This window comes from Pseudonocardia yunnanensis (assembly GCF_039534065.1).
Taxonomy (GTDB): Bacteria; Actinomycetota; Actinomycetes; order Mycobacteriales; family Pseudonocardiaceae; genus Pseudonocardia; species Pseudonocardia yunnanensis.
This window is the reverse complement of record NZ_BAAAUS010000032.1, coordinates 13168-37700: the sequence shown is the minus strand read 5'-3', so window position 1 is coordinate 37700 and position 24533 is coordinate 13168. Positions and strand designations below refer to the sequence as shown.

24 protein-coding genes are annotated in these 24533 nt (G+C 71.3%); 11 read left to right on the top strand and 13 right to left on the bottom strand.

Annotated features, from left to right (window positions below; genetic code table 11):
- Nucleotides 1-9 precede the first annotated feature (9 nt).
- The gene (gene uvrA, locus ABD743_RS28685) at nt 10-2979 is read right to left on the bottom strand and encodes an excinuclease ABC subunit UvrA (RefSeq protein WP_344725469.1); all 2970 of its coding nucleotides are present in this window, start codon (nt 2977-2979) and stop codon (nt 10-12) included.
- A 339-nt stretch (nt 2980-3318) separates the two neighbouring features.
- Between uvrA and ABD743_RS28680 the strand changes: the two genes are divergently transcribed.
- Entirely contained in the window at nt 3319-3729 is a 411-nt protein-coding gene (locus ABD743_RS28680) for an OsmC family protein (protein WP_344725468.1), read from the top strand.
- Nucleotides 3730-3754: 25 nt separating this feature from the next.
- Here the strand turns inward: ABD743_RS28680 and ABD743_RS28675 are convergent, their stop codons facing one another.
- From ABD743_RS28675 to ABD743_RS28645, 7 genes are read right to left on the bottom strand one after another with little or no spacing between them, the layout of a single operon-like run.
- Nucleotides 3755-4087 (bottom strand): DUF202 domain-containing protein, encoded by a 333-nt coding sequence (locus ABD743_RS28675; RefSeq protein WP_344725467.1) that lies wholly within the window; start codon nt 4085-4087, stop codon nt 3755-3757.
- A complete protein-coding gene (locus ABD743_RS28670) occupies nt 4084-4578 on the bottom strand; it encodes a YidH family protein (RefSeq protein ID WP_344725466.1) in 495 nt (164 codons plus the stop codon). The genes ABD743_RS28675 and ABD743_RS28670 overlap by 4 nt, the downstream gene beginning before the upstream one ends.
- Before the next feature lie 34 nt (nt 4579-4612).
- The gene (locus ABD743_RS28665; protein ID WP_344725465.1) at nt 4613-5317 is read right to left on the bottom strand and encodes an ABC transporter ATP-binding protein; all 705 of its coding nucleotides are present in this window, start codon (nt 5315-5317) and stop codon (nt 4613-4615) included.
- On the bottom strand, nt 5314-6072 hold the full coding sequence (locus ABD743_RS28660; RefSeq protein WP_344725464.1) for an ABC transporter ATP-binding protein: 759 nt from the start codon (nt 6070-6072) through the stop codon (nt 5314-5316). Before ABD743_RS28660 ends, ABD743_RS28665 begins: the two co-directional genes overlap by 4 nt.
- Nucleotides 6069-7064 carry a branched-chain amino acid ABC transporter permease gene (locus tag ABD743_RS28655; protein WP_344725463.1) on the bottom strand — a complete coding sequence of 332 codons (996 nt, stop codon included), beginning with the start codon at nt 7062-7064 and terminating at the stop codon, nt 6069-6071. Before ABD743_RS28655 ends, ABD743_RS28660 begins: the two co-directional genes overlap by 4 nt.
- Nucleotides 7061-7924, bottom strand: a complete 864-nt coding sequence (locus tag ABD743_RS28650; RefSeq protein WP_344725462.1) for a branched-chain amino acid ABC transporter permease — start codon at nt 7922-7924, stop codon at nt 7061-7063. Before ABD743_RS28650 ends, ABD743_RS28655 begins: the two co-directional genes overlap by 4 nt.
- Nucleotides 7924-9141 carry an ABC transporter substrate-binding protein gene (locus ABD743_RS28645; protein WP_344725461.1) on the bottom strand — a complete coding sequence of 406 codons (1218 nt, stop codon included), beginning with the start codon at nt 9139-9141 and terminating at the stop codon, nt 7924-7926. Before ABD743_RS28645 ends, ABD743_RS28650 begins: the two co-directional genes overlap by 1 nt.
- A 150-nt stretch (nt 9142-9291) precedes the next feature.
- Here ABD743_RS28645 and ABD743_RS28640 point away from each other — a divergent pair, with 150 nt between their 5' ends.
- Nucleotides 9292-9966 (top strand): MBL fold metallo-hydrolase, encoded by a 675-nt coding sequence (locus tag ABD743_RS28640; protein WP_344725460.1) that lies wholly within the window; start codon nt 9292-9294, stop codon nt 9964-9966.
- Nucleotides 9967-10079: 113 nt separating this feature from the next.
- On the opposite strand, the gene ABD743_RS28635 is transcribed toward ABD743_RS28640, so the two are convergent.
- The gene (locus ABD743_RS28635) at nt 10080-10373 is read right to left on the bottom strand and encodes a hypothetical protein (protein ID WP_344725459.1); all 294 of its coding nucleotides are present in this window, start codon (nt 10371-10373) and stop codon (nt 10080-10082) included.
- Nucleotides 10374-10578: 205 nt separating this feature from the next.
- Between ABD743_RS28635 and ABD743_RS28630 the strand changes: the two genes are divergently transcribed.
- Both ABD743_RS28630 and ABD743_RS28625 read left to right on the top strand, forming a co-directional pair.
- Nucleotides 10579-11361 carry a bestrophin-like domain gene (locus ABD743_RS28630; protein ID WP_344725458.1) on the top strand — a complete coding sequence of 261 codons (783 nt, stop codon included), beginning with the start codon at nt 10579-10581 and terminating at the stop codon, nt 11359-11361.
- A 55-nt stretch (nt 11362-11416) separates the two neighbouring features.
- Nucleotides 11417-11788, top strand: a complete 372-nt coding sequence (locus ABD743_RS28625) for a DNA polymerase ligase N-terminal domain-containing protein (protein ID WP_344725457.1) — start codon at nt 11417-11419, stop codon at nt 11786-11788.
- Between the two features lie 207 nt (nt 11789-11995).
- Here ABD743_RS28625 and ABD743_RS28620 read toward each other — a convergent pair whose 3' ends face one another.
- Nucleotides 11996-12406 (bottom strand): VOC family protein, encoded by a 411-nt coding sequence (locus ABD743_RS28620; RefSeq protein ID WP_344725456.1) that lies wholly within the window; start codon nt 12404-12406, stop codon nt 11996-11998.
- Nucleotides 12407-13212: 806 nt separating this feature from the next.
- Here ABD743_RS28620 and ABD743_RS28615 point away from each other — a divergent pair.
- Entirely contained in the window at nt 13213-14424 is a 1212-nt protein-coding gene (locus tag ABD743_RS28615; RefSeq protein ID WP_344725455.1) for an LCP family protein, read from the top strand.
- 18 nt (nt 14425-14442) lie between these two features.
- Here the strand turns inward: ABD743_RS28615 and ABD743_RS28610 are convergent, their stop codons facing one another.
- Nucleotides 14443-14985, bottom strand: a complete 543-nt coding sequence (locus tag ABD743_RS28610; protein WP_344725454.1) for an FKBP-type peptidyl-prolyl cis-trans isomerase — start codon at nt 14983-14985, stop codon at nt 14443-14445.
- 106 nt (nt 14986-15091) lie between these two features.
- On the opposite strand from ABD743_RS28610, the gene ABD743_RS28605 reads away from it, so the two are divergent.
- Entirely contained in the window at nt 15092-17176 is a 2085-nt protein-coding gene (locus ABD743_RS28605; RefSeq protein WP_344725453.1) for a S9 family peptidase, read from the top strand.
- Between the two features lie 12 nt (nt 17177-17188).
- On the opposite strand, the gene ABD743_RS28600 is transcribed toward ABD743_RS28605, so the two are convergent.
- On the bottom strand, nt 17189-18700 hold the full coding sequence (locus ABD743_RS28600) for an MFS transporter (protein ID WP_344725452.1): 1512 nt from the start codon (nt 18698-18700) through the stop codon (nt 17189-17191).
- A 66-nt stretch (nt 18701-18766) separates the two neighbouring features.
- Between ABD743_RS28600 and ABD743_RS28595 the strand changes: the two genes are divergently transcribed.
- From ABD743_RS28595 to ligD, 3 genes are all read left to right on the top strand, one after another.
- On the top strand, nt 18767-19141 hold the full coding sequence (locus tag ABD743_RS28595; protein ID WP_344725451.1) for an FKBP-type peptidyl-prolyl cis-trans isomerase: 375 nt from the start codon (nt 18767-18769) through the stop codon (nt 19139-19141).
- A 1-nt stretch (nt 19142) separates the two neighbouring features.
- A complete protein-coding gene (locus ABD743_RS28590; RefSeq protein ID WP_344725494.1) occupies nt 19143-19664 on the top strand; it encodes a metallophosphoesterase family protein in 522 nt (173 codons plus the stop codon).
- Nucleotides 19665-19830: 166 nt separating this feature from the next.
- On the top strand, nt 19831-20787 hold the full coding sequence (gene ligD, locus ABD743_RS28585; protein WP_344725450.1) for a non-homologous end-joining DNA ligase: 957 nt from the start codon (nt 19831-19833) through the stop codon (nt 20785-20787).
- A gap of 41 nt (nt 20788-20828) precedes the next feature.
- Here ligD and ABD743_RS28580 read toward each other — a convergent pair whose 3' ends face one another.
- On the bottom strand, nt 20829-21221 hold the full coding sequence (locus tag ABD743_RS28580) for a cupin domain-containing protein (RefSeq protein WP_344725449.1): 393 nt from the start codon (nt 21219-21221) through the stop codon (nt 20829-20831).
- Between the two features lie 68 nt (nt 21222-21289).
- On the opposite strand from ABD743_RS28580, the gene ABD743_RS28575 reads away from it, so the two are divergent.
- Both ABD743_RS28575 and ABD743_RS28570 read left to right on the top strand, forming a co-directional pair.
- Nucleotides 21290-21580: an antibiotic biosynthesis monooxygenase family protein gene (locus ABD743_RS28575; RefSeq protein WP_344725448.1), complete on the top strand. Its 291-nt coding sequence runs from the start codon at nt 21290-21292 to the stop codon at nt 21578-21580.
- Between the two features lie 88 nt (nt 21581-21668).
- Nucleotides 21669-24533 carry an alpha/beta fold hydrolase gene (locus ABD743_RS28570; RefSeq protein WP_344725447.1) on the top strand — a complete coding sequence of 955 codons (2865 nt, stop codon included), beginning with the start codon at nt 21669-21671 and terminating at the stop codon, nt 24531-24533.

The window sequence follows — 24533 nt, the reverse complement described above, 5'->3', positions numbered from 1 at the left end:
TGCCGGTGGTCAGCCGGCCGCCGCAGCCTTGCGGCGTCGCCGGACCGCCACCGGGGCCACCGCCGGCTCCTCCGGAGTGACCAGACCGACGAGGAACTGGCCCGTGTAGCTCTCCGGGTTGGCCGCCACCTGCTCCGGCGTTCCCTGTGCGACCACCGTGCCGCCACCCGAGCCGCCCTCCGGCCCCATGTCGATGATCCAGTCGGAGGTCTTGATCACGTCGAGGTTGTGCTCGATCACGATCACAGAGTTGCCCTTGTCGACCAGACCGTTGATCACCTGGAGCAGCTTGCGGATGTCCTCGAAGTGCAGGCCCGTGGTGGGCTCGTCGAGGATGTAGACGGTGCGGCCGTTGGAGCGCTTCTGCAGCTCCGACGCGAGCTTGACGCGCTGCGCCTCGCCACCCGAGAGCGTGGGCGCCGGCTGGCCCAGCCGGACGTAGCCGAGCCCGACGTCCACCAGCGTGCGCAGGTAGCGTGCGATCGAGTTGATCGGCGCGAAGAACTCGGCCGCCTCCTCGATCGGCATGTCCAGCACCTCGGCGACCGTCTTGCCCTTGTAGTGCACCTCGAGCGTCTCGCGGTTGTAGCGGGCGCCCTTGCAGACCTCGCACGGCACATACACGTCGGGCAGGAAGTTCATCTCGATCTTGATCGTGCCGTCGCCGGAGCACGCCTCACAGCGGCCGCCCTTGACGTTGAACGAGAAGCGTCCGGGCTGGTAGCCGCGCACCTTGGCCTCGGTGGTGGCCGCGAACAGCTTGCGGATCTGGTCCCACACGCCCGTGTAGGTGGCCGGGTTGGACCGCGGGGTGCGCCCGATCGGTGACTGGTCGACCCGCACCAGCTTGTCGAGCTCGTCGAGACCCGTGATGCGGGTGTGGCGGCCGGGGACCTGCCGAGCCTTGTTGAGCTTGTTGGCCAGCACGGTGGCGAGGATGTCGTTGATGAGCGTGGACTTGCCCGACCCGGACACCCCGGTGACCGACACGAGGCAGCCGAGCGGGATGTCGACGTCGATGCCGCGCAGGTTGTGCTCGCGCGCACCGACCACCGTGAGCTGGCGCTTCTTGTTGATCGGCCGGCGGATGTCGGGCACCGGGATCGAGCGACGGCCCGACAGGTACGCCCCGGTGAGCGAGGTGTCATGGGACTCCAGCCCCGGAACCGGCCCGCTGTAGACGATCTCACCGCCGTGCTCGCCAGCGCCCGGACCGATGTCGACGGCCCAGTCGGAGGCGCGGATGGTGTCCTCGTCGTGCTCGACGACGATCAGGGTGTTGCCCAGGTCGCGCAGGCGCACCAGGGTCTGGATCAGGCGCCGGTTGTCGCGCTGGTGCAGGCCGATGGACGGCTCGTCGAGCACGTACAGCACGCCGACCAGGCCGGAGCCGATCTGCGTGGCCAACCGGATGCGCTGGGCCTCCCCGCCGGAGAGTGAGCCGGCGGCGCGGTCGAGCGACAGGTAGTGGAGCCCGACGTCGAGCAGGAAGCCCAGCCTCGCCTGCACCTCCTTGAGGATGCGGCCGGCGATCATGGACTGCCGGGCGTCGAGCACCATCCCGTCGAGGAACGCCGAACACTCGGCCACCGACATCGCCGACACCTCGGCGATCGAGCGCTCGCCGCGGTCGCGATGGGCGAGCGTGACGGCCAGGACCTCCGGCTTGAGCCGCGCCCCACGGCAGGCGGGACACGGCACGTCACGCATGTAGCCCTCGTAGCGTTCCCGCTGCGACTCGGACTCCGTCTGGTCGAGGCGCCGCTCGAGGAACGGGATGACGCCCTCGTAGCTGGCGTAGTACGAGCGCTCCCGGCCGTAGCGGTTGCGGTAGCGGACGTGCACCTGATCGGTGCTGCCGTGGAGGATCGCCTTCTGGGCGGCCGCGGGCAGCTTGCGCCACGGCGTGTCCATCCGGAACCCGATCGCCTTGGCCAGCCCGTCCAGCAGGCGCCCGAAGTACTCCGCGGACTGCCCACCGGCCCAGGGGGCGATCGCGCCGTCGGCGAGGCTCGCCTCGTGGTCGGGCACGACGAGCTCCGGATCGACCTCCTTCTTGATCCCGATGCCGTGGCACTCGGGGCACGCGCCGTAGGGCGAGTTGAAGGAGAACGTGCGGGGCTCGAGGTCGTCGAGGCTCAAGGGGTGGCCGTTGGGGCAGGCCATCCGCTCGGAGAAGCGGCGCTCACGCTGGGGGTCGTCGTCGGGGAGATCGACGAAGTCGAGCACGACGAGCCCGTCGGCCAGCCGCAGCGCGGTCTCCACCGAGTCGGTGAGCCGCTGCTTGGCCGAATCCTTGACGGTGAGCCGGTCGACGACCACCGAGATGTCGTGCTTCTCCTGCTTCTTGAGCGTGGGAGGGTCGGTGAGAGTGTGCACCGTGCCGTCGACCATCACGCGGGAGTAGCCCTGCGTCTGCAGCGTGGAGAACAGGTCGACGAACTCGCCCTTGCGGGTGCGCACGACCGGCGCCAGCACCTGGAACCGGCTGCCCTCCTCCATCGCGAGCACCTGGTCGACGATCTGCTGCGGTGTCTGCTTCTCGATGACGTGGCCGCAGACCGGGCAGTGCGGAACGCCCGCCCGCGCGTAGAGCAGGCGCAGGTAGTCGTAGACCTCGGTGATGGTGCCGACCGTGGACCGCGGGTTGCGGTTGGTGGACTTCTGGTCGATCGACACCGCGGGCGAGAGGCCCTCGATGAAGTCGACGTCGGGCTTGTCCATCTGGCCGAGGAACTGCCGCGCGTACGCCGACAGCGACTCCACGTACCGGCGCTGGCCCTCGGCGAAGATCGTGTCGAACGCCAGACTCGACTTGCCTGACCCGGACAGCCCGGTGAAGACGACGAGGCTGTCGCGCGGCAGGTCGAGATCGACACCACGTAGGTTGTGCTCACGGGCCCCGCGGACAACGAGACGGGGAGCGTCGACACGGCGCACGGCGTCGGCGGAACGCCCATCAGTGCTGCGGTCGGCCACGGTGGGGAGCCTCCTGTGAATCCGAACGGCGAACAGGTCTGGCAACGAGCAGGGTCTGGCACGAGCTGGGCCTGACACGAGCAGACTCGACACGGCCGGGGCATGACAGTGTGCCCTCATCCATGCTAAGCGCGGCCGCCGACAGTTCTGTTCCGGCAGCTAGCTCGCCCGGCGGGCGGCGGGCCGGGCGAGCCGAACCGCCATGACGAGGGTCGCACAGACGTTCGAACAGCCGTGCAGCGGGGGTCGAGGACCGCCTCCGGCATCGCGTCGCCGAGCGCGAACGACACGGGCCGGGAACTGGCCGGCGAGTCCGCGACGACGGTTACGCTCGACCGGGTGGGAGAGTCCAACGTCTGGTCCACCGCTCGTCTGCCCACCGGGGACGGCCGGGCCGCCGGCGTCACGGTCAACGGGCTCGAGCTGAGCTGCGAGATACCCGCCGACCTCGGTCCGGAGCCGGCGGGCGCCACGCCGTTCGGCCTGCTTGCGGGTTCGCTGTCGGCCTGCACGGCGATGTCGGTCCGCACGTTCCTGCAGCTCTGGCACATCGAGCCCGGCGAGGTGACGGTGCACGTCGGGTTCCGCACGGGGTCGCCGCCGATGATGGACCGCCGGGTCACCGTCGAAGCAGAGGTCAACCCGGACCTGCGCGAGCAGCTCGCGGCGGTGGTCGACCACACCCCCGTCACGGTCCTGCTGCGCGACGCACTGACGATCCGCACGGAGCTCACCACCGGCGCTTCCTGACCTGGCGGCCCACCGCCACCCGTCGTCAGAGAAGGACGATGCCGCTGACGATGGCCAGCGCCACCACCGACCAGCCGATCACCGGCACCGAGACGACGGGGGCCACGCGAGCCGGGAGCGGGGAACGGCGCAGGACGGTCGCCCGGTGCCTGCCGACCGCGACCGTGACCAGCGCGATGAGCATCGCCATGGTGACGGGCACCAGCGCCACGGTGGGTCCCGCCGCACCGATCTCGCGCACCGAGAGCAGCGCCCCGTTGGCCAGCACACCGAGCGCCGTGCGGTTCCAGGCGAGCCTCGTCCGCTCGGGCTGGAGCCCGGGGGCTCCCGGGGGCGGACCGGGACGCAGGGGCCTCATCCGTCAACCCCTTTGACGATCACCAACGCCAGTCCCAGCAGCGCCAGCACGACGAGACCGACGGCGAGCACCCACGGGGCCCGCTGCCGTGGGAGTGCACCGTCGCGTCGCATCGCGTACTCGACCCGCTGCCAGCGCAGCACACCGTTCGCGGCGCACAGCACCGCGAGGACGACCAGGAGCCCGCCTGTGATGGTGCGCACCCCTGGCAGCGGGAAGGCGGGCACGAGCTGCACCACCGCGATCCCCGCCGCCAGCAACGACAACGACGATCGGATCCAGGCGAGGAAGGTGCGCTCGTTGGCGAGGGTGAACCGGTAGTCCGGTTCGTGCTCGCCGGCACCGTTCCCCGAGTCGTTGTCCTCGGAGGAATCGGCGCCCTCGGAATCGGCACGGCCCGACGCGGCACTGTCCACGGAGACAGCATCGTCCTCGGGAGCGGCCCTGTCCTGTGGAACGGCCCCCTCGTCGGAGTCGACCTGACGGCGCATCGGATGATCGCGACGAGCCGGGCGTTTCTGCAGCTCAGGCCACTCCGAGGAGCCGGTGCGCGGTGTCGGGATCGCGACGGAACTCGGCGGTCGGCACCCGGTGCACGAGCGTGCCCTTCTCCATCACGGCGATCTCGTCCGCCACGCTGAAGGCCAGGTGCAGGTCCTGCTCCACCAGCACGACGGTGACACCCTCGGCGCGCATGGTGGTGACCACACCGGCGAGCTGGTCGACGATGGCCGGGGCGAGCCCGTCGGACGGCTCGTCGAGCAGCACCAACCTCGGGTTGGTGAGCAGGGCCCGGGCCACGGCGAGCATCTGCTGCTCGCCGCCGGAGAGCTGCCCTGCAAAGTGGCGGCGACGCTCGGCGAGCCGGGGCAGCAGGTCGAGCACGGCGTCGACGGTCCAGGTGCCGGATCGCGACCGCGAGCGCGCCAGTGCGAGGTGCTCGGCCACCGTGAGCGTGGCCCACACCCGGCGCCCCTGCGGCACCAGCGCCACCCCGGCCCGGGCGATCAGGTCGGGCCGCTTCCCGGCCAGCTCGGCCCCGCCGAGGCGCACCGATCCCTCGCTCACCGGGACGAGCCCGGCCAGCGTCATGATCAAGGTGGACTTGCCGACGCCGTTGCGGCCGAGCAGCCCGAGCACGGCACCGGCGTCGAGGGTGAGATCGACGCCGTTCAGCACCCTGCCCCGGTCGTACCCGGAGACGAGGCCACGTACCTCGAGGAAGGTCATGGCAGGAACAGCTCCTCACGCCGGCCGGTGCCCAGGTAGGCCTCGCGCACGGCGTCGCTCGCCCGGACGTCGTCGGGCGTGCCGGAGAGCAGCACGCGGCCGAGATGCAGCACCGTCACCGCGTCCGCCAGCGAGAACACCAGGTCGAGGTCGTGCTCCACGAACAGCACGGTGATCTCCGGCGGCAGCCCGCGCAGCAGCTCGACCAGCCGCGCGCTCTCGCCGGGCGACATCCCGGCCGCGGGCTCGTCGAGCAGCAACAGTGACGGGCGGCAGGCCAGCGCGAGTGCCACCTCCAACTGCTTGCGCTCACCGTGCGACAGGGCGGAGACACGCATGCCACCACGACCGGCGAGGCCGACGTCGGACAGCAACTCCTCCGCCCGTGCGACCACCCGGGGCTGCCGTCGCGGCAGCAGGGAGATCCGCCCGTTGTCGTGGCGCTGCACGGCCAGCGCGACCGTCTCGACCGCCGTCATCGAGGCGAACAGGCTCGCGTGCTGCATCGTCTGGCTCATCCCGAGCCGGCAGCGCTTCACCTCCGACAGCCTGGTGACGTCGCTGCCCGCGAGCTCGACGCGGCCTGCGTCCGCTCGCATCGTGCCCGTGGCCAGCTTGAACAGCGTCGACTTGCCAGCGCCGTTGGGACCGATCAGCGCGTGGCGGGCCCCCGGGGCGACCGCCAGGTCCACGGCGTCGACCGCCTTCAGTGCGCCGAACGACCTGGTCAGCCCGGTGCAGTGCAGCGCGGTCACGACGAACCTCGCCGTCGCCACAGCTGCAGGCCTGCGGCGCCCCGCGGAAGCAGGTAGACCACCAGCACGAACACCGCACCGAGCACCAGGGTGCCGTGACCGTCGAGGCTGGGCCCGAGCGCATCCCGGACCAGGATCACCAGCGCCGCACCGATGCACGCGCCCCACAGCGAGCCCGCCCCGCCGATGATCACGGCCAGCAGCGCGAACGAGGCGGTGAGGAACCCGAGATCGGCCGGCGTGACGAGTCGTTGCTGAGCCACCAGCAGCGAGCCGGCCAGGCCCGCGACGCCGCCTGCCACCACGAAGACTCCGTACTTGTACAGCGCCGTCGGGTAGCCGACGGCACGCATGCGTGGCTCGTTGTCGCGGATTCCGCGCAGCGCCGCGCCGAACGGCGAGCGCGCCACGAGCCAGACGAGCACGAAGCCGATGACGAACACGGCGAGCACGTACCAGTACAGGAAGCCCGGATTCGCGAGCGGAGCGCCCGCGACCCGCACGGACGGGACGCCGGTGAGCCCGTTGGCCCCGCCGGTGACGCCCTCCCACGTGTTGGCCACCTGTTGCACCATCTCGCCGATGGCGAGGGTGAGCATGAGGAAGAAGACCCCGCCGGTGCGCACGGTGATCCATCCGGTCAGCGCGGCGGCGACGGCGCCGACGGCAGCACCGACCAGTAGCGGCACCGGCGCCGCAGCGGTGACGTTGATCGACACCCAACCGGCGGCGTACGCGCCTGCGCCGAAGTAGGCGGCGTGGCCGAGCGACGGAAGGCCGGTGACGCCGACGAGCAGGTCCAGGCTCACGGCGAAGAGCGCGAACACCAGAATGCGGGTGAGCGTGGTGGTGGCGAACGGGGCGAGGAACAGCGGAGCCGCGGCGAGCACGACGAGCACGGCGGCCGCCACGAGCCCGCCCCGGCCCCGGGGCACCCGCGGGGACATCGCGGCCGCTCCTCCGGGCACCGCAGGTGCGTCCAGCGCGGTCATCGGGCGCCCGCCGATGCCGGACTCCCGAACAGACCGTGCGGGCGCAGCACGAGCACCAGCGCGAGCGCGGCGAACAGGATGAACGAGGCGAACTCCGGCAGCAGCCAGCGGCCCAGCGTGTCGACCTGCCCGATGATCAGAGCCCCGACGAGCGCTCCACGCACCGAACCGAGCCCGCCGATCACGACGACGACCAGCGCCAGGATGAGAACCGTCGCATCGAGCCCCGGGCGCGCGCCGTAGATCGGGCCGCCCAGCACTCCGGCCGTGGCGGCGAGCAGCGAGCCGACGGCGAACACCGTGGCCTGGACCATCCTGTTGTCGACGCCGAGCGCGGCCACCATCTCGCGGTCGGCCACGGTGGCCCGCACGAGCGCACCCACCCGCGTCCGCTCCACCACGAGGTACACGGCCAGGGCGAGCACGGCACCCACCCCGATCAGCACCAGCCGGTACGTGGGGTAGGTCGCTCCGAGGATCGACACCGAGCCGTCGAGCGCGGGCGGCGCGGCCACCGACAGCGGGTCGTCCCCGAACGCGATGATCAGCAGTTCGGCCACGACGAACGCCACGCCGAGCGTCAGCAGGGCCTGGTCGAGGTGCGAGCGTTTGCGCAGCGGCTCGGTCATGAGCGACAGCAGCGCACCAGCGGCGAGGCCGCCGACCGCCGCCAGCGCGAGCGCGGCGAGAAAGCCGCCCCAGCTGCCGGCGAAGGCGGCGCCGAGATAGGCGCCCCCGAGGAACAGCGCGCCGTGCGCGAGGTTGAGGACGTCCATCATCCCGAACACGAGCGAGAGCCCCACGGCCAGGATGAAGAGCAGCGACCCGATCGCGAGGCCGTTGAGGACACTGACGAGCATCAGGCCGCCGGCTGGCTCTGCGGGCCGAGGTCCTGCACCACAGCGTTCACCAGCGTGCCCCCGGAGTTGTCCACCCGGCGCAGGTAGATGTTCTGCCGTGGGGTCTGGTTGTCGAAGGTCCATGGCCCGCGCGGGCTGTCGTCGACGGTGCCGATGCCGCCCAGCGCGGCGGCGAGCGCGTCGCCGTCGACCCCCGTGGCCGAGGTGAGTGCCCGGTTGAGGACGTTGGCGGCGTCCCAGGTCTGCACCGAGAAGCAGCTGGGGTTCTCGCCGTACTTCGCGCTGTAGGCCTGCACGAACGCGTTGTTGGCCGGGTTGTCGAGCTGGTCGGTGTAGTGCAGCGTCGTCTGCACGCCCACTGCCGCGTCGCCCTGCTGCGGCAGCACGTTGCCCTCGGTGAGGAAGCCCGACCCGTACAGCGGGATCGTCGACGAGAGCCCGAACTGCGCGTACTGCTTCACGAAGCTGATCGCCTCGGCTCCCGAGTAGAAGCAGAACGTGGCGCGTGCGCCGGAGCTCTGGATGCCGGTGAGGAACGGCTGGTAGTCCGAGGTGGTGCCGAACGGCGTCTTCGCCTGCCCGACCACCCGTCCGCCGCCGGTCTCGAACGCCTTCGTGAAGGCGGTGATGACCTCGGTGCCTGCCGCGTAGTCGGGGGCGATGGCGTAGACGCCCTCGGAGAAGCCCGACTGGGCGAGGTGCGTGCCCATCGCGGCCGCGATCTGGCCGTTGGTGAAGGAGCTGCGCCAGATGTAGGGCGTGCGGGCCTTGCCCGTGACGTCCTCGGCGCCTGCGTTCGTGACGATCAACAGCTTCTTCGACTCGGTGAGCGCGTCGCGCACGCCCAGCGCGGTGGCGGAGTTGACCAACCCGACCACCACGTCGACCCCGTCGCTCTGCAGGACCTTCTGCACGGCAGGCACGCCCGTCTGGGGCGTCTCGCCCTCGTCGGCGACGACGGTCTCCACGGTGTAGTTCCCGAACTTCTGCCCGTGGTCGGCCAGCCAGAGATCCCAGCCGCGCTGCATGTCGGTGCCCAGGGCGGCGTAGACGCCCGACTGCGGGACGACGAGGCCGACCTTCACCGTGCCGCCTCCGCCTGCGGTGGTCCCGCCGCCCCCGACACTGCTCCCGCACGCCGACAGCACCGGCAGAGCCCCGGCCGCGCCGAGGAGACCGAGGAACCGCCGCCGGTTGACCATGGGGTGTTGCACCATCTCAGAACGCTCCTCGTCGACCGGGCCCCAGCCGGGGTGCGATGTCGACGGATAGTTGTCGAGCGACCTTCTCAATGTCAACGATTCGGATCAACCGGGCACTTGCTCGCGATGCAATCGTGACGGGCCGTCGCTGGCTAGGCTGTCGCGGTGGACGTCCTCGACAGCTACTCAGGTCACACCGACCCCGGCGGCGCAGCGATCCGGCGCGACCTCGACGCCTTGAGCATCACCAAGCTCTCCGTCGGCCCGATGGACAACAACGCCTACCTGCTCGTATGCCGGGCCACGAACGAGGCCCTGCTGATCGACGCGGCCAACGAGCCCGACCGGCTGGCGGATCTCGTCGGCGCCTCCCCCACCCGGCCCGAGCTACAGCACCTGGTCACCACCCACCGCCACGCCGACCACTGGCAGGCCCTCGGCGCCGTCGCCGGCATGTTCCAGACCCGCCAGATCGCCCACCCGCTGGACGCCCCCGAGCTGCCCATCCCGATGGACGAGCTGGTGGAGCAGGGCGACACCGTGCGCTTCGGGGAGATCGAACTGGAGGTCGTGCACCTGCGCGGCCACACGCCGGGATCGATCGCGCTGGTCTACCGCGGCGCCGACCACCCACACATCTTCACCGGCGACTCCCTGTTCCCCGGCGGGCCCGGCAAGACGGCCGGACCGGCGGAGTTCACCTCGCTCATGAACGACCTGGAGGAGCGGGTGTTCGGCCCGCTGCCCGACGAGACGTGGGTGTACCCGGGCCACGGCGACGACACCACGCTGGGCACCGAGCGGCCGAGTCTTAAGGAGTGGCGCGCCCGCGGGTGGTAGGCCCGGCGGTGGCCGTACATATGGCGACAGCGTGTAGGTGTCGATCGCAGCCACGATCGACACGAGGCCGTGCACGTCGTCAAAGGCGCGGGTGGAAATCCTCGCCCAGGTTGTCAGGCACTCTCGAAGAACATGAAGTCTCCGACCTGAGTGCTCTCGAGCCGAATCCGGTCGGCCAGGTTCTCGCTGACCCAGGAGGCGGCCAGCTCATTGGCTTGCCGAGCCTGCTCGCCTGAGTCCCACAGGCTCACCGAGATCAGTTTGCCCTCTTGGGTCTCGGCCAGCCCGTAGGCCTTGAAGCCAGGCTGGTCCCGGAACGCGCTCAGCATTCCCTCCTGAGCGCGGTCACCGGCTTCCTTGGCTGTCCCGCTGGTCAGCGCGTAGACGCCGATACGAACGTGGCTCATGGCCTGCTCCTCTCCTAGCGGAGCCGCAATCCTTCGCACAGCTGGAGAGGCCGTCAAGAGCAGCAGTTGAAAACCTCGAGAATCGCGAAAATCGATCTCTGGCCCGACAACGTCTCGCGAGTTTTTTAGATCTTGCGCCGCGAGCACCGGCCAGGGATCCCATCCCATCTTGAATCCGGCGCCGGCGGCGAGGACGATTCGAGGAGTGCCGGACTGGCTGCACGGCCTTCCCCTGTTCTGGTTGGCCGCGTTCGTGTTCGGGGTTGCTGTTCTCATCACGGCGGCGATCTACGCGGTGGTGATCTCACTCTCCACCGGTGAACGCGGCCGCGCGTTCACGTCTGTTTCACCAGGGCTGCTCCCGCCGTTGGGAATCGTGTTCGCGCTGCTGGTGGGGTTTCTGGCCGCGCAGGTCTGGAGTTCAGGAGACAGCGCCGCGACCGCGGTGAGCCAGGAGGCGAGCTCGGTGCGCGCGGTCGTCCTGCTGTCCTCCGAGTTCCCGGGTGAGCCGGAGGCGCGGGTGCACAGCCTCGTTCACCGCCACATCGAGAACGCGGTCACGACGGAGTGGCCACAGATGGCCGAGCAGGGAGCGACGCTGTCCGTCGTGTCGCAGCCGCTCGCAGATCTCCAGGCGATGGCGCTCCGCCTGCGCCCCGAGACCCCCGGCCAGACGATCGCCCAGCAGGAGATCGTCACGTCGGTCGAGCAAGCGCTGGACGCCCGGCGCCAGCGGATCATCGTGAGCGAGTCCTCCGTCAACGGGGCCAAGTGGGGAGCCGTGGCCGCCCTGGCGATCCTCACCCTGATCGCGATCGCGTTCGTCCACAGCGGCAACCGACGCGGAGCGGCGATCGCGATGACGCTCTTCGCCTTGGCTGCGGCGGCGGCGATCTTCATGATCGCGGCCCAGGAGCGCCCGTTCGCGGGATACTTCTCTGTCAGTCCGACGCCACTCGTGGAGGTCGATCCCACGCTGCCGCACTAGCCCAGTGCGCTCGTGAACGCCAGGAACGCGCAGCAGGTTTGGCACCATCTCGGACATGGCGGACCTGCGGGTGGTGACGGGCGAGCACCGTCGGCCGGCCTTCGTCCTGCACGAGCACCGGCAGCCGCGCCACCACTTCGACCTGCGTCTGGAAGAGGATGGCGTGCTGCGCTCGTGGGCGGTGCCGAGAGGGCTGCCCGAGGTGCCCGGGGAGAAGCGGCTGGCGGTCGCGGTGCCCGACCACGAACTCGAACACCTCACCTACGAGGACGAGGACAAGTCGATCGCCGACATCGGCTGGTGGGAGGAACACGACCGCTCCGAGCGGCGCATCCTCCTCACCCTGCACGGCAGGCACGACGACCGGCGCTACGCCCTCATCCGGACATCCCAGGGCTGGCTACTGCACCGCCTCGCGGATCAGTAGCGGACGGCGCGCACCCCCGGATTCAGTCACGTCGCTGATCCGGGAAGTCGTCGTCACCGACACGATCTTCCGTACCGAAGAACTCGTCGGCCTCCCGACGCATCATTCGAGAGTCGACGCGTGGGAGCCTCCGATGCCGTTCCACCAGTTCCTCGGCGCTGAGCGCTCGCCGTCGGGGACCCGGACGCGGCTCGGCGACCACTGTTCTCAGCTCGACCGAGTGATGTTGACCATCCAGGGAACCCCGAACCGGTCGACGCACGCACCGAACTCGTCGCCCCACATCTGCTTCCCCAGTGGGACCGACACGGTGCCGCCGTCGGACAGCTTCTCCCAGTAGCCGCGCAGCTCGTCGGCGTCGTCGCCGCTCAGGCTCACCGAGATGGCATCCCCGGGGTTGTGCTGCATTCCCTGCGGGCAGTCAGCGCCCATGAGCGTGAATCCGCTGTCGGTCTCGAGCTGGCCATGCATGATCTTGTCGGCATCCGGGGAGCCCGCCGCACCGGCCTCTCCGAATGTGTGCAGCATCAAGGTGCCACCGAAGACGTTGTTGTAGAACTCCATGGCCTGCCGCGCATCGCCGGCGAAGTTGATGTAGGGGTTCAGGCGAGAAGGCATCAGACGCTCCTGTGTCGCTGGGACGAGAATAGTTGCAGATTCGGGGCATGGTCGAACCGCTGCGAGACGCGAGCGGCATCCTGGATCGCACGAGCGGCACTCCGGTCCGAAAGGATCGGACGGGCGTGCCGTTCATCTGGCCGGCGGCTTGTTCGGCGGTCGACCGCTCGGGACGTCGACGATGATCGTGACGACGGTGATGGGCTCGGCCGTCTCGATACAGGTCCGGAACACCTCGGCACGACGGCAGGAAGGTCATCGGCGCCCGCGGCGACCACACGGCCACCGATGGCCGTGGCATCGCGGGCGAGTTCGGCGGCGTCGGCGGCACCGATCCGGATGGCGAACATCGGCACGGACGACAGTGCACGGGCGCGGTGATCGCCGATGCGAGCTCGTAGGCATGATCCCGCCGTGTGGCGTCGAACGAGTCGGAGCCGACGAAGTCACCAGTTCGGCGAGGTCACCCGCCGTGCCCGGCACGAACTCGCGCTCCGCGAGCACCCGCCGCGCGGTCCTGCTTCCCCCACGATCGCCGTACGGTGGGGGCGGCCGTTAGGACGTATTTGTGCGTCCGTTCAGCGTAGTAGGGAGACGACCGGAGTGCCGGGTGGTTGCCGGATCAGAGGTTGTTTCGACCCCGGCCGGCGGGCTCCGACCCATCCCACCGACAATTCGCTTCGTCGTCGCTTCTCGAACTCCTTGTCGAGAAGCGTGGTTATGGTGGATCGGGGTCGCGACGGCGGCCGTTGAAATCCCAGGCGGTCGCGCCGCGGCCCGGTCCTGGCGCAGTCGACCGGAGAACGATGGACGCGAGACGGGCCCTTCGTGTGGGCGTACGCACGCTGGTGGCTCTCGCGTCCGTCATGGCGCTGGCCGTGGCGGGCCTCGCGTGGTCGCTGCAGCAGCAGCTCGACACGGCGGTCACCAGCAGGGCGGCGATCCCCGACGCGGCTCCGACCCCTCCCGGCCAGGCCTACAACGCCCTGCTCGTGGGTCTCGACGCCCGCACCGACGCCGCGGGCAACCCGCTGCCCCCCGAGCTGTTCAACGCCCTGCACGTGGGCCCGGACGCCGGCCAGCTCGACACCGACACGATCATCCTGTTGCACGTGCCTGCGGACCCCAGCCAGCCCGCCGAGGCGATCTCGATCCCCCGCGACTCCTACGTCCCCATTGCAGGCGGACGCGGGATGCACAAGATCAACTCCGCGTACGAGGCCGGGCTGAAGAGCGCCGAGGACACCCTTACCGCGCAGGGCATCACCGGCCCCGAGCTCGACCGGCGCGGCCGTGAGGCGGGGCGCGCCACGCTCGTGGCCACGGTCGAGCAGCTCACCGGGGTGCAGATCGACCACTTCGCTGAGATCAACTTCGTCGGCTTCGTCCAGCTCACCGAGGCCCTCGGCGGGGTCCCCGTCTGTCTGAACAAGCCCGTGCACGACTCCTACTCCGGCGTCGACCTCCCGGCAGGCCCGCAGACGGTCAACGGAGCAACCGCGCTCGCGTTCGTCCGGCAGCGCCACGGCCTGCAGGACGGCGACCTCGACCGCATCGCCCGTCAGCAGGCCTTCGCCGCAGGCTTGGCGGACCGGCTGATCTCGACGGGCACACTCACCAACCCGGTGCGGCTCGCCCAACTGGTCGGCGTCGTGAACAGAAACGTCGTGCTCGACGACGGCTGGAACGTCGAGCAGGCGCTCGCGCAGTTCGCGGGTCTACAAGGCAACGACCTGCGCTTCCTCACGATCCCCACCGGTCGCCCCGACCTACGGACGCCCTACGACGGCATCGCCATCCAGATCGACCAGGCCGCGGTGCGCACATTCGTGCGGTCGGTGATCGCGGGACACGAGGGCAGGACACCGACGTCGACCGGGCCGTCCGGCTCCGGCCCGTCGAGCTCCGGCCTGTCCGCCGAGGGAGCCCCCACCGGTCCGGCAGGGGGATCACGCAGGACGCCCACCACGACCCCGCCCCAGGTCATCACGGCCGACGGGATCCCCTGCGTCAACTGACCGGCCCCGCTGGTCGCGTCAGGTGTTGATGCCGACGAGGTCCACGACGAACACCAGCGTCGAGCCGCCGGGGATCGGGCCGGAGGAGCGGTTGCCGTAGCCCAGGTCGGGCGGGATCACGAGTACGCGCCGGCCCCCGACCTGCATCCCCTCGATGCCCTGCGCGAAGCCCGGCACCACGCCGTTGAGCGGGAAGGTGGCGGGTTCGCCGCGTGACCAGGAGCTGTCGAACACGCTGCCGTCGGAGTAGAGGGTGCCGGTGTACTGCACGTCGACGGTGTCGGCGGGTGTGGCGGCAGGCCCGCTGCCCACCACGATGTTCTGCGTCACGAGCTTCGACGGCGGCTGGCCGGTGCCGGCCTGCGCCTGGCTGGCCGTCGTCAGGTCCGTCGGGTTGCCGGTGAGCGCCGGGACGCCGGGCGCGGGCGCGGGGGCCGAGGCCGCCGGGGGCGCGCTCGAGGCGGGCGCCGCGGGAGGTGCTGCCGGCGCGGTGGGCGAGCCACAGGCGGCGACGACGGCCACGGCGACGACGGCGGCGGCCGTGAGGAGGGAGCGTTTCATGAAACAAGTCGAGCACGCCCGGCCGCAGGCCCGGCCAAGGGGGCCCGGAGGATGCCGGGCAGGTCAGGTGCCCGCCCCGAACGGTTGACGGGCAGACTGATCCATCGTGACGGACAGCTTCCCCCGCAGGCAGGCCCGTACCCGGCGGTTCACCCTCGGTGCCCCCCGCAGCATCACGGTCTCCCCCGACGGCGGCCGTGTCGTGTTCCTGCGCAGCCGCGGCGGCACCGACCCGGTGACGTGCCTGTGGACCCTGGACCTCGAGACGGGGGAAGAGCGCCTGGTCGCCGACCCCCGCGAGCTGGACGACAGCACCGCGGAGGACCTGCCTCCGGAGGAGCGGGCGCGGCGGGAGCGCAGCCGGGAGCAGGCAGGCGGCGTGGTGGCCTACGCGACCGACCGTCCCGTCACGATGGCGGCCTTCACCCTGTCCGGGCAGCTCTACGTCACCGAGTTCGCCGCAGGGCTCACCCCGCGACTGGTGGAGACACCCGGCGGGGTGATCGACCCGCGGCCCGACCCGACGGGCAGGCTCGTGGCCTACGTCAGCGGCGGCGCGCTCCACGTGCACGACCTCACGGCGCGCACCACCACGACCGTCGCCGCACCAGACGGCGAGGACGTGACGTTCGGCCTGGCCGACTTCGTGGCGGCCGAGGAGATGGGCCGGATGCGCGGGTACTGGTGGTCGCCCGAGGGCGATGCGCTCCTCGTCGCGCGGGTGGACGACGCGCCCGTCCGCCGCTGGCACATCGCTGACCCGGCAAACCCCGACCGCACCCCGGCCGTCGTCTCCTATCCCGCCGCCGGCACGGCCAACGCCCGTGTGTCACTGCAGATCCGCACGCTCGACGGCGCCAGCACACCGGTGAGCTGGGACGACGTCCGAGACGAGTACCTCGTGCAGGCGGTGTGGGACGCCCACGACCTGCTCATCGTCGTCCAGCCCCGGGACCAGCGCGCCCTGCGGGTGCTGCGGGTCGACCCGGCCACCGGCGCGACCTCGGTCGTGCACGAGCAGACCGACCCCGCGTGGGTGGAGATCGTGCCCGGCGTTCCCGCCCACACGGCATCCGGCGCGCTGGTGACGGTGGCGGATGTCGACGGCGCGCGCAGGCTCGTCGTCGACGGCGAGGCGGTCACCGCGCCGTCGCTGCAGGTACGCGACGTGCTGGACGTCGACGGCGACGTGGTGCTCTTCCGGGCGGGCGAGGACCCGACGTCGATCGGGCTGTGGACCTGGGGGCCGGGCGGGCCGGCGGAGCTCACCCCGCAGCAGGGCGTGCACTCGGGTCGGCTCGTGGCCGGCACACTCGTCGTCGCCCGCCAGAGCCTGGACGCCGACGGCACCACCACCACCGTCCACAGGAACGGCGCCGAGCGGACCATCGCGTCGTTGGCCGAGCTGCCCGGGTTGGAGCCACGCGTCACGCTGAGGATCGTCGGCGCGCGCGAACTGCGCACGGCCCTGCTCCTGCCTGCGGGGCACGAGCCCGGCACGCGCCTGCCCGTCCTGATGGACCCTTATGGCGGCCCGCACGCCCAGCGGGTGCTCGCCGCCCGCGGAGGACACCTGACCAGCCAGTGGTTCGCCGACCAGGGCTTCGCGGTGGTCGTCGTCGACGGCCGCGGCACGCCCGGGCGGGGCCCGGAGTTCGAGCGCGCGGTGCGCGGCGACCTGGCAGGCCCGGTGCTGGAGGACCAGATCGACGCCCTGCACGCCGTCGCGGAGCAGAATCCCGACCTGGACCTCACGCGCGTGGGCATCCGGGGCTGGTCCTTCGGCGGGTACCTGGCCGCGCTTGCCGTGCTGCGCCGTCCCGACGTGTTCCACGCCGCCGTCGCCGGTGCACCCGTCACCGACTGGACCCTCTACGACACGCACTACACGGAGCGCTACCTCGGCCACCCCGAGGAGGAGCCGGACACGTACGCACGCTCGTCGGTCGTCGAGGACGCACCACGGCTCACCCGGCCGCTGATGCTGGTCCACGGGCTCGCCGACGACAACGTGGTGGCCGCCCACACCCTGCGGCTGAGCTCGGCCCTGCTGGCCGCGGGCAAACCCCACAGTGTGCTGCCGCTCTCCGGCGTCACGCACATGACGCCGCAGGAAGTGGTGGCGGAGAACCTGCTCCTGCTGCAGGTGCGGTTCCTCAAGGATGCGTTGCGGTCGCCCGACCGGATCTGACGATCCTCGCGGTCAGTGCAGGTCGGGACAGGGCAGCTCAGCCTGCGGCACGGGCGTAGCGGGGAGACGGGCGCGCTTGCGGGACGTCCGCCACTCCATGATGCCGACGCCCAGGGCGACCACCTCCGTCGCAGTCGCCAGACCGACCGCGATCGCCACCGCCCGGTGGATGTCGCCCCCGGTCCGAATGAGCGCCGCGTAGTAGATGCCAACCAGGGTGGCAGTGCCGATGGCAGCGCCGATCCGCTGCCCAGTCTGCAGCGCGCCACCCGCCGACCCGGCCTTGCTGACGGGCACACAGCGCAACGTCATCGTTGTGTTGGGCGAGATGACCCAGCCGCCGCCGATCCCTGCCACCAGCAGGGGAGCCGCCACCAGGTACCCCGCCGTATGGGGCGGCGCGATCATCAGCACCACACCGGTCGCCGCCAGCCCGACGACGACGAGGCTCAGACCCATCACGGTGAGGAGCCGCCCGAGCCGCGCGACGAGCCGGCCGCCCACCACCGACGACACCGCGGAGCCGAGCGCGAACGGGGTGACCGCGAGGCCGGACTGCAGCGGGGTGAACCCGAGGCCGGTCTGGAAGTACAGCGCGAACACCAACCACATCCCGCTGAAGCCGATGAAGTAGACGGTGCCGAGCGCCACACCCGACGCATACCCGACCGTGTTCCTGAGCAGCCGGATGTCGAGCAGCGGCTCCTTGCCGCGGCGCTCCTCGCGCCGTTCCCAGAGGACGAAGCCCACCGCCAGCACCGCGGCGACGGGGAAGAGCCACCACAGCCGGGCGAGCCCGCCCACCCCCGCCTCGACCAGCGGCAGCAGGAGGGCGAGCACCACGCCACCGAGCAGCCCGGTGCCGACCACGTCGATGTGACCGCGCGACCTGCGGCGACTGTGCGGGATGAACCGGGCCGCGAGGAGCAGCGCGACCACGCCGATCGGCACGTTGACGTAGAAGATCCAGCGCCACCCGTCGGGACCGGCCGCGAGCGCCAGGATCAGGCCGCCGATGATCGGCCCCACCGCCGTCGAGATCCCGACCGTGGCGCCGAAGAAGCCGAACGCCCGCCCGCGCTCCGCACCGCGGAACATCTGCTGGATGAGCGCGGAGTTCTGCGGGGCGAGCGCGCCCGCGGCGATCCCCTGGGCCAGCCGCGCGAACACGAGCAACGTCGCGTTCGGTGCGGCGCCGGCCAACGCACTGAACAGGACGAAGCCTGCGAGCGCGATCAAGAACATGCGCCGGCGGCCGATGGCGTCGCCCAACCGGCCGGCAGGCACCAGCGCGAGCCCGAACGTCAACGCGTACCCGGAGACCACCCACTGCACCTGGGCGGGTGTCGTGCCCAGGTCGCGCTGCAGCGAGGGCAGCGCGACGGACACGATGCTGACGTCGAGCAGGCTCATGAACCCGGCGACGAGGGTGACCGAGAGCGCCTTCCACCGCCGCGGGTCAGGTTCTTCCGCGGTGAGGTCGGCTCGCCCCGAGGTGGGACCAGCACCGTGTGGGCTGGTCATGCCTCCTGTCTACCTCGTGTCACCCGCTCTGGCAGTCTGACGACCACACGAATCGGAGGAGCCGAAGTGGCATTGCAACGACCCGAGATCGACCCCGTCGACGGCCCCGCGCCCACCGACTTGGTCGTCGAGGACATCCAGACCGGAGACGGCGCCGAGGCCACACCTGGCAACACCGTCGAGGTGCACTACGTCGGGGTGGCCCATTCGACGGGAGAGGAGTTCGACGCCTCGTGGAACCGCGGCTCGACGTTCCGGTTCCCGCTGGGCGCCGGCCGCGTCATCGCGGGATGGGACCGCGGGGTGACCGGGATGAAGGTCGGCGGACGCCGCCGGCTCGTCATCCCGCCGCACCTCGGCTACGGCGACCGCGGAGCGGGTGGCGCGATCAAGCCGGGCGAGACCTTGATCTTCGTGGTCGACCTGGTGGGCGTGGGCTGACCTGCGACTGCTGCTGATCTCCGACACCCACCTCCCGGTGCGGGCGAAGGACATGCCCGCACCGGTGTGGGACGCGGTCGACGCCGCCGACGTGGTGGTCCACGCGGGTGACTGGGTGTCGGTGGATCTGCTCGACGCGCTCGAGGCCCGCGCGAAGCGGGTCGTCGGCGTGTACGGCAACAACGACGGCGCAGCGCTGCGTGCCCGGCTCCCCGAGGTGGCGAAGGTCGAGCTCGGTGGAGTCAGGTTCGCGGTGGTGCACGAGACCGGCGCCGCGGCCGGGCGGGAGCGCCGCTGCGCCGCCGCCTACCCGGACGCCGACGTGCTGGTGTTCGGACACAGCCACATCCCCTGGGACACCACTGCGCCCGGCGGCCTGCGTCTGCTCAACCCCGGCTCCCCCACCGACCGGCGTCGGCAGCCGACGTTCACGTGGATGACGGCCGAGGCCGCCGACGGCAGCCTCGCCGCGGTGGAGCTGCACCATCTCGGGCCCGTCGAACGCGCCCGACCGGGGCGCTGACCGCTCGCGGCCTGGCCGTGGCCCAGCTCACGTGGTAGGAGGTGACGGTGTCGCCGACCACGCCCGACGTGCCCGTAGTGAGCGAGCTTGCGAGCGAATCATCGACAGAGCGCCTTCGCACGGTGACGTCTCCCGATGGGCCGACCGAGCGCAGCGAGGGCGAGCGATGAGCCCCGCGAAGCCCGACGAGATCCGCGACGACGTGGAGCTCACGAGCCTCGACAAGCCGCTGTTCGACGGGGCCGGGGCCACCAAACGCGATCTGATCGACTATCTCGACGCCGTTCGCGAGCGCATCCTGCCCGAGCTTCGTGACCGGCCGCTGTCGGTGATCCGCGTGCGGCCCGGCCAGCAGCCGTTCATGCAGAAGAACGTGCCCAAGTACACCCCTGACTACGTACGGACCACCGCCGTGTGGGCCGAGGCGTCGCATCGGGAGGTGTCCTACGCGCTCTGCAACGACCGCCGCACGCTGCTCTGGTTCGCCAATCAGCGGGCCGTGGAGTACCACCCCACGCTGTTCCGCGTCGGGGAGAGCCACCCCACGTACATGGTGCTCGACCTCGATCCGCCGGAGGGCGACGCGTTCCCCCACGTCGTGCGCACCGCCCGGCTCGTCCGGCAGGCGCTGGCCGACTCCGGGCTCGCCGGAGTGGTGAAGACCAGCGGTGCGAAGGGGCTACACGTGTGCGTGCCGCTCGACGAGCACACGGGGTTCGAGGACGCTGCGGCGGCCACCCGCGCCCTCGCAGCACGGGCGGCCCGGCTCGACCCGGACGTGGCCACCACGGCGTACATCAAGGAGGACCGCGGCGGGCGCGTCTTCGTCGACTCCACCCGAGCCGGCGGCGGCACGATCGTGTCGGCGTACAGCCCGCGGGCGCGGCCCGGCGTCCCCGTCTCGTTCCCGGTGACGTGGGACGACCTGGACCACGTCACGCCTGCGGACTTCACCGTCCACACCGCGGTCGCACTTCTCGGCGACGGCGACCCGTGGCACGAGCGGATGCCTGCGCCGCAGGTGCTGCCCGCCGACCTGGTCGAGGAGGGGCACACCATTCCGATCGCCCGTGTGCAGGCGATGCACGAGGGGAAGCGGCGCGCCCGCGCCCGCCGGCAGTAGCGGCACGACCTGCCGGCGGGTGGCTCGAGCGACTCGCGGGGTCAGCTCGTGGGTGGCTCGTCCTTGCCCTCCGCCTCGGCCTTGTCGGCCTCTTCCTTCGTGTGGTGCACAACGCCGTCGGCGTGCTCCGGCGGCCCGTAGACGGTGTAGAGAACCAGCGGGTTGGGGCCTGTGTTGACGAAGTTGTGCTTCCTGCCCGACGGAACGACGACGAGGTCGCCCGCTGTGACGTTCTTCGTCCGCCCGCTGACCCTGGCCTCGCCGGTCCCGCTGACGAAGGTGAGGATCTGGTCGATGCCGTCGTGCACCTCCTCACCGATCTCCCCACCCGGCGGGATCGTCATGATGACGAGCTGGGTGTGCTCACCGGTCCACAGGACGCGGCGGAAGTCGGCGCTCTGCTCGGCGACAGTGGCGATCGTGAAGTGGTCCATGCGGAGATGTGCCCGCAACGGACCTTTCGCATTCCTCCGAGTACCGGAAGCCGTGCGAGGATGCCGACATGGTCTTGGAGATCGCCGACTTCGCCGTCCAACCGGGCACCGAGGAGCAGTTCACCGAGGCGGTGCGTGAGGGCGTCAAGTTCGTGTCGGACACGCCCGGATTCCGCGAGGCGCGGCTCACCCGCAGCGCGGAAACGCCCACCCGCTTCGTCCTGCTGGTGGAATGGGACAGCATCGAGGCCCACACGGAAGGCTTCCGGAAGTCGGAGAACTACACGCGGTGGCGCCAGCTCATCAGCCCTTACTTCGCCGGCAACCCGCATGTCGAGCACTTCGACGACGTGCTCTGAGCTGACGCTCCGTCGAAGCGACCACGGCCAGGTTCGTCACTGAGAGACGGCTGAGGGGTCGTTCCCGACCTTCGCATAACGTCGTCGTGTGCACCGAACCCTGCGCGCGCTCGCCGCGGCACTCACGCTCGCCACGGCCGCGCTGGTGGTTCCGACGGCCACGGCGTACGCAGCGCCGGAATCCTCGGTCCGCACGCAGGAGCAGCGCATCGAGGTGCCCGGCGGCCCTGGCACCACCGGCCCCGTCAGCCTCGACACCACGCTCTACCTGCCTGCCACCACCCCCGCCCCGGCCGTGCTCGTCGCGCACGGGTTCGGCGGCAGCAAGGCCTCGGTCGACGCCGATGCCCGCGACCTGGCCGACCGCGGTTTCGTCGTGCTGGCCTGGTCGGCCCGCGGCTTCGGCGCGAGCACCGGCCAGATCTCGCTGGACGCCCCCGACCACGAGGTCGCCGACGCACGAGCGCTGGTCGACTGGCTCGCCGCCCGCCCGGACGTGACGCAGGACGGCCCCGGAGATCCGCGGGTCGGTGTCACGGGCGGTTCCTACGGCGGCGCGCTGGCGCTGCTTCTCGCCGGGTACGACCGGCGAGTCGACGCCATCGCTCCCGTGATCACCTGGAACGACCTGGGCCAGGCCCTCTTCCCGAACGCCGCGACCACCACCGACCTCCCCGTCGATACCCCGGCACACGGCGCGTCCGGATCCGACGGGGTGTTCAAGCGCGGCTGGGCCGGTCTGCTCTTCTCCGCGGGTGCCTCCTCGTCCGACGACCCGGCGGACTCGGCGATGCAAGGTGGCGCCCCGACTCCGGCTGACGCGTCGCCCCCGGGTCCGGGATCGTCGGCCGGCGCCGCTGCGCCCACCGCCATGCCGGGCGCCCCGCTCCCCTGCGGGAGGTTCACCGCGGAGCTCTGCGCCGCCTACACGGACGCCGCCACGACCGGCAGGCTCTCTCCCGCCGTCGCCGCTCTGCTGCAACGCTCGTCGCCGTCGACGGTGACGGACCGGATCACCGCGCCGACCCTTCTGGTGCAGGGCGAGCAGGACACGCTCTTCGGGCTCGACCAGGCCGACGCCAACGCGCGGCAGATCGCCGCGAACGGCACCCCGGTGAAGGTCCTCTGGTACGGGGGCGGCCACGACGGCGGCGCTCCGGGCGATTCCGTGCGCGAGGCGATCGACGACTGGCTCACCTTCCACCTCGCCCACACAGGCCCGGACCCAGGTACCGGTTTCGCCTACACGGTCCAGAGCGGCGTGCGCACGGGTGGCAGCGCGCCCAACAGCCGCACCGTCGAGGCGACCGCCTACCCCGGTATCTCGAGATCCCCGGCAGTGGAGACGCATCGGCTCGGGCTGGAGGGCCCTGCCCAGCCCGTCGTCAACCCGGCCGGAGGCAACCCCGCCGCGATCACGTCCCTGCCGGGCGTCGGATCGTCGCTGGGCTCACTGGCCGGCAGGCTCTCGGCCGCCACGGCGGAGGTTCCCGGGCAGTCCGCCCAGTTCCGCACCGCGGCGCTCGAATCACCCACGCTGGTCGCGGGCGTGCCTCGGGTCGACGTCTCGGTGTCGCGCGTGCCCGGCCAGCCCGCGCCCACCGAGGCGGTGCTCTTCGCGAAGACCTTCGAGGTGTCCCCCGACGGACTGCGCACGCTGCTCGGCAGCGCGGTCGCCCCGATCCGAGTGCCTGTCCCGGCCGACGGCTCGGCGGCACGGGTCAGCGTCGCCCTGCCCGGCGTCGTGGCTCCGGTGGAGGCGGGAAACCACCTCGTGGTGTCGGTCAGCACCACCGACCAGGCCTTCGCGGGTCCCACCGAGCCTGCGGTCTGGCAGATCGGCCTCACCGGTGACGACGCCCTCACGGTGCCGGTGGTGCCGGGCGAGGCCGTCACCGCGAGCACTGTGCCACTCGCGCCGCTGATCGGTATCGGGGTGGTGCTGGCGCTGGCTCTGCTGGCCTGGGGCGCGTCGCGGCTGGTCGGACGCCGGGCGGCGGCGGGCGCCGAGGCCGCAGCCGACCCCGCGGCCCCACCGCTGGAGGTCCGCGACCTCGCCAAGACCTACCGCGGCGGGTTCAGCGCGGTGAAGGGCGTCTCGTTCACCGTCCGCACCGGGATGGTGCTGGGGCTGCTCGGCCCCAACGGCGCCGGTAAGACCACGGTGCTGCGAATGCTCATGGGCCTGATCAGGCCGAGCGCCGGGACGATCACGGCCTTCGGGCAACCGGTCGGGCCGGGCGCGCCGGTGCTCGCGCGGATCGGCGCTTTCGTCGAGGGACCGGGGTTCCTGCCCCACCTCTCGGGACTCGACAACCTGCGCCTCTACTGGGCAGCCACCGGGCGCCCGGCGGAGGAGGCGCACCTCGACGAGGCCCTGCAGATCGCGGGGCTCGGGGCGTCGGTGCAGCGCCGGGTGGGCACCTACAGCCAAGGCATGCGGCAACGCCTGGCGATCGCGCAGGCCATGCTGGGCCTCCCGGAGCTGCTCGTCCTCGACGAGCCCACCAACGGGCTGGACCCGCCCCAGATCCACGCGATGCGCGAGGTGCTGCACCGATACGCGGCAGGCGGGCGCACGGTGCTGATCTCGAGTCACCTGCTCGCCGAGGTGGAGCAGACGTGCAGCCACGTCGTCGTGATGCACCAAGGTCAGGTCGTCGCCGACGGCACCGTCGACGACATCATCGCCGGTGGCGGCGCGGCCACATTCGGAGTCGACGCCCCGGACCAGGCCGCCGCCGTGCTCAGCGCGCTCAGCGGAGTGCACGCCGTGGCGATCGAGGGCAGCTCGGTGCATGCCGAGCTCAACGGCACGCCGCGCGCCTCCGCGGTGCGGGCGCTCGTCGAGGGCGGGGTGGACGTCACGTCCGCAGGGCCGCGCCGGCGCCTCGAGGACGCATTCCTGCAGCTCGTCGGAGAGGACGCCGGAAAAATGGATGGTGCGCCGTGA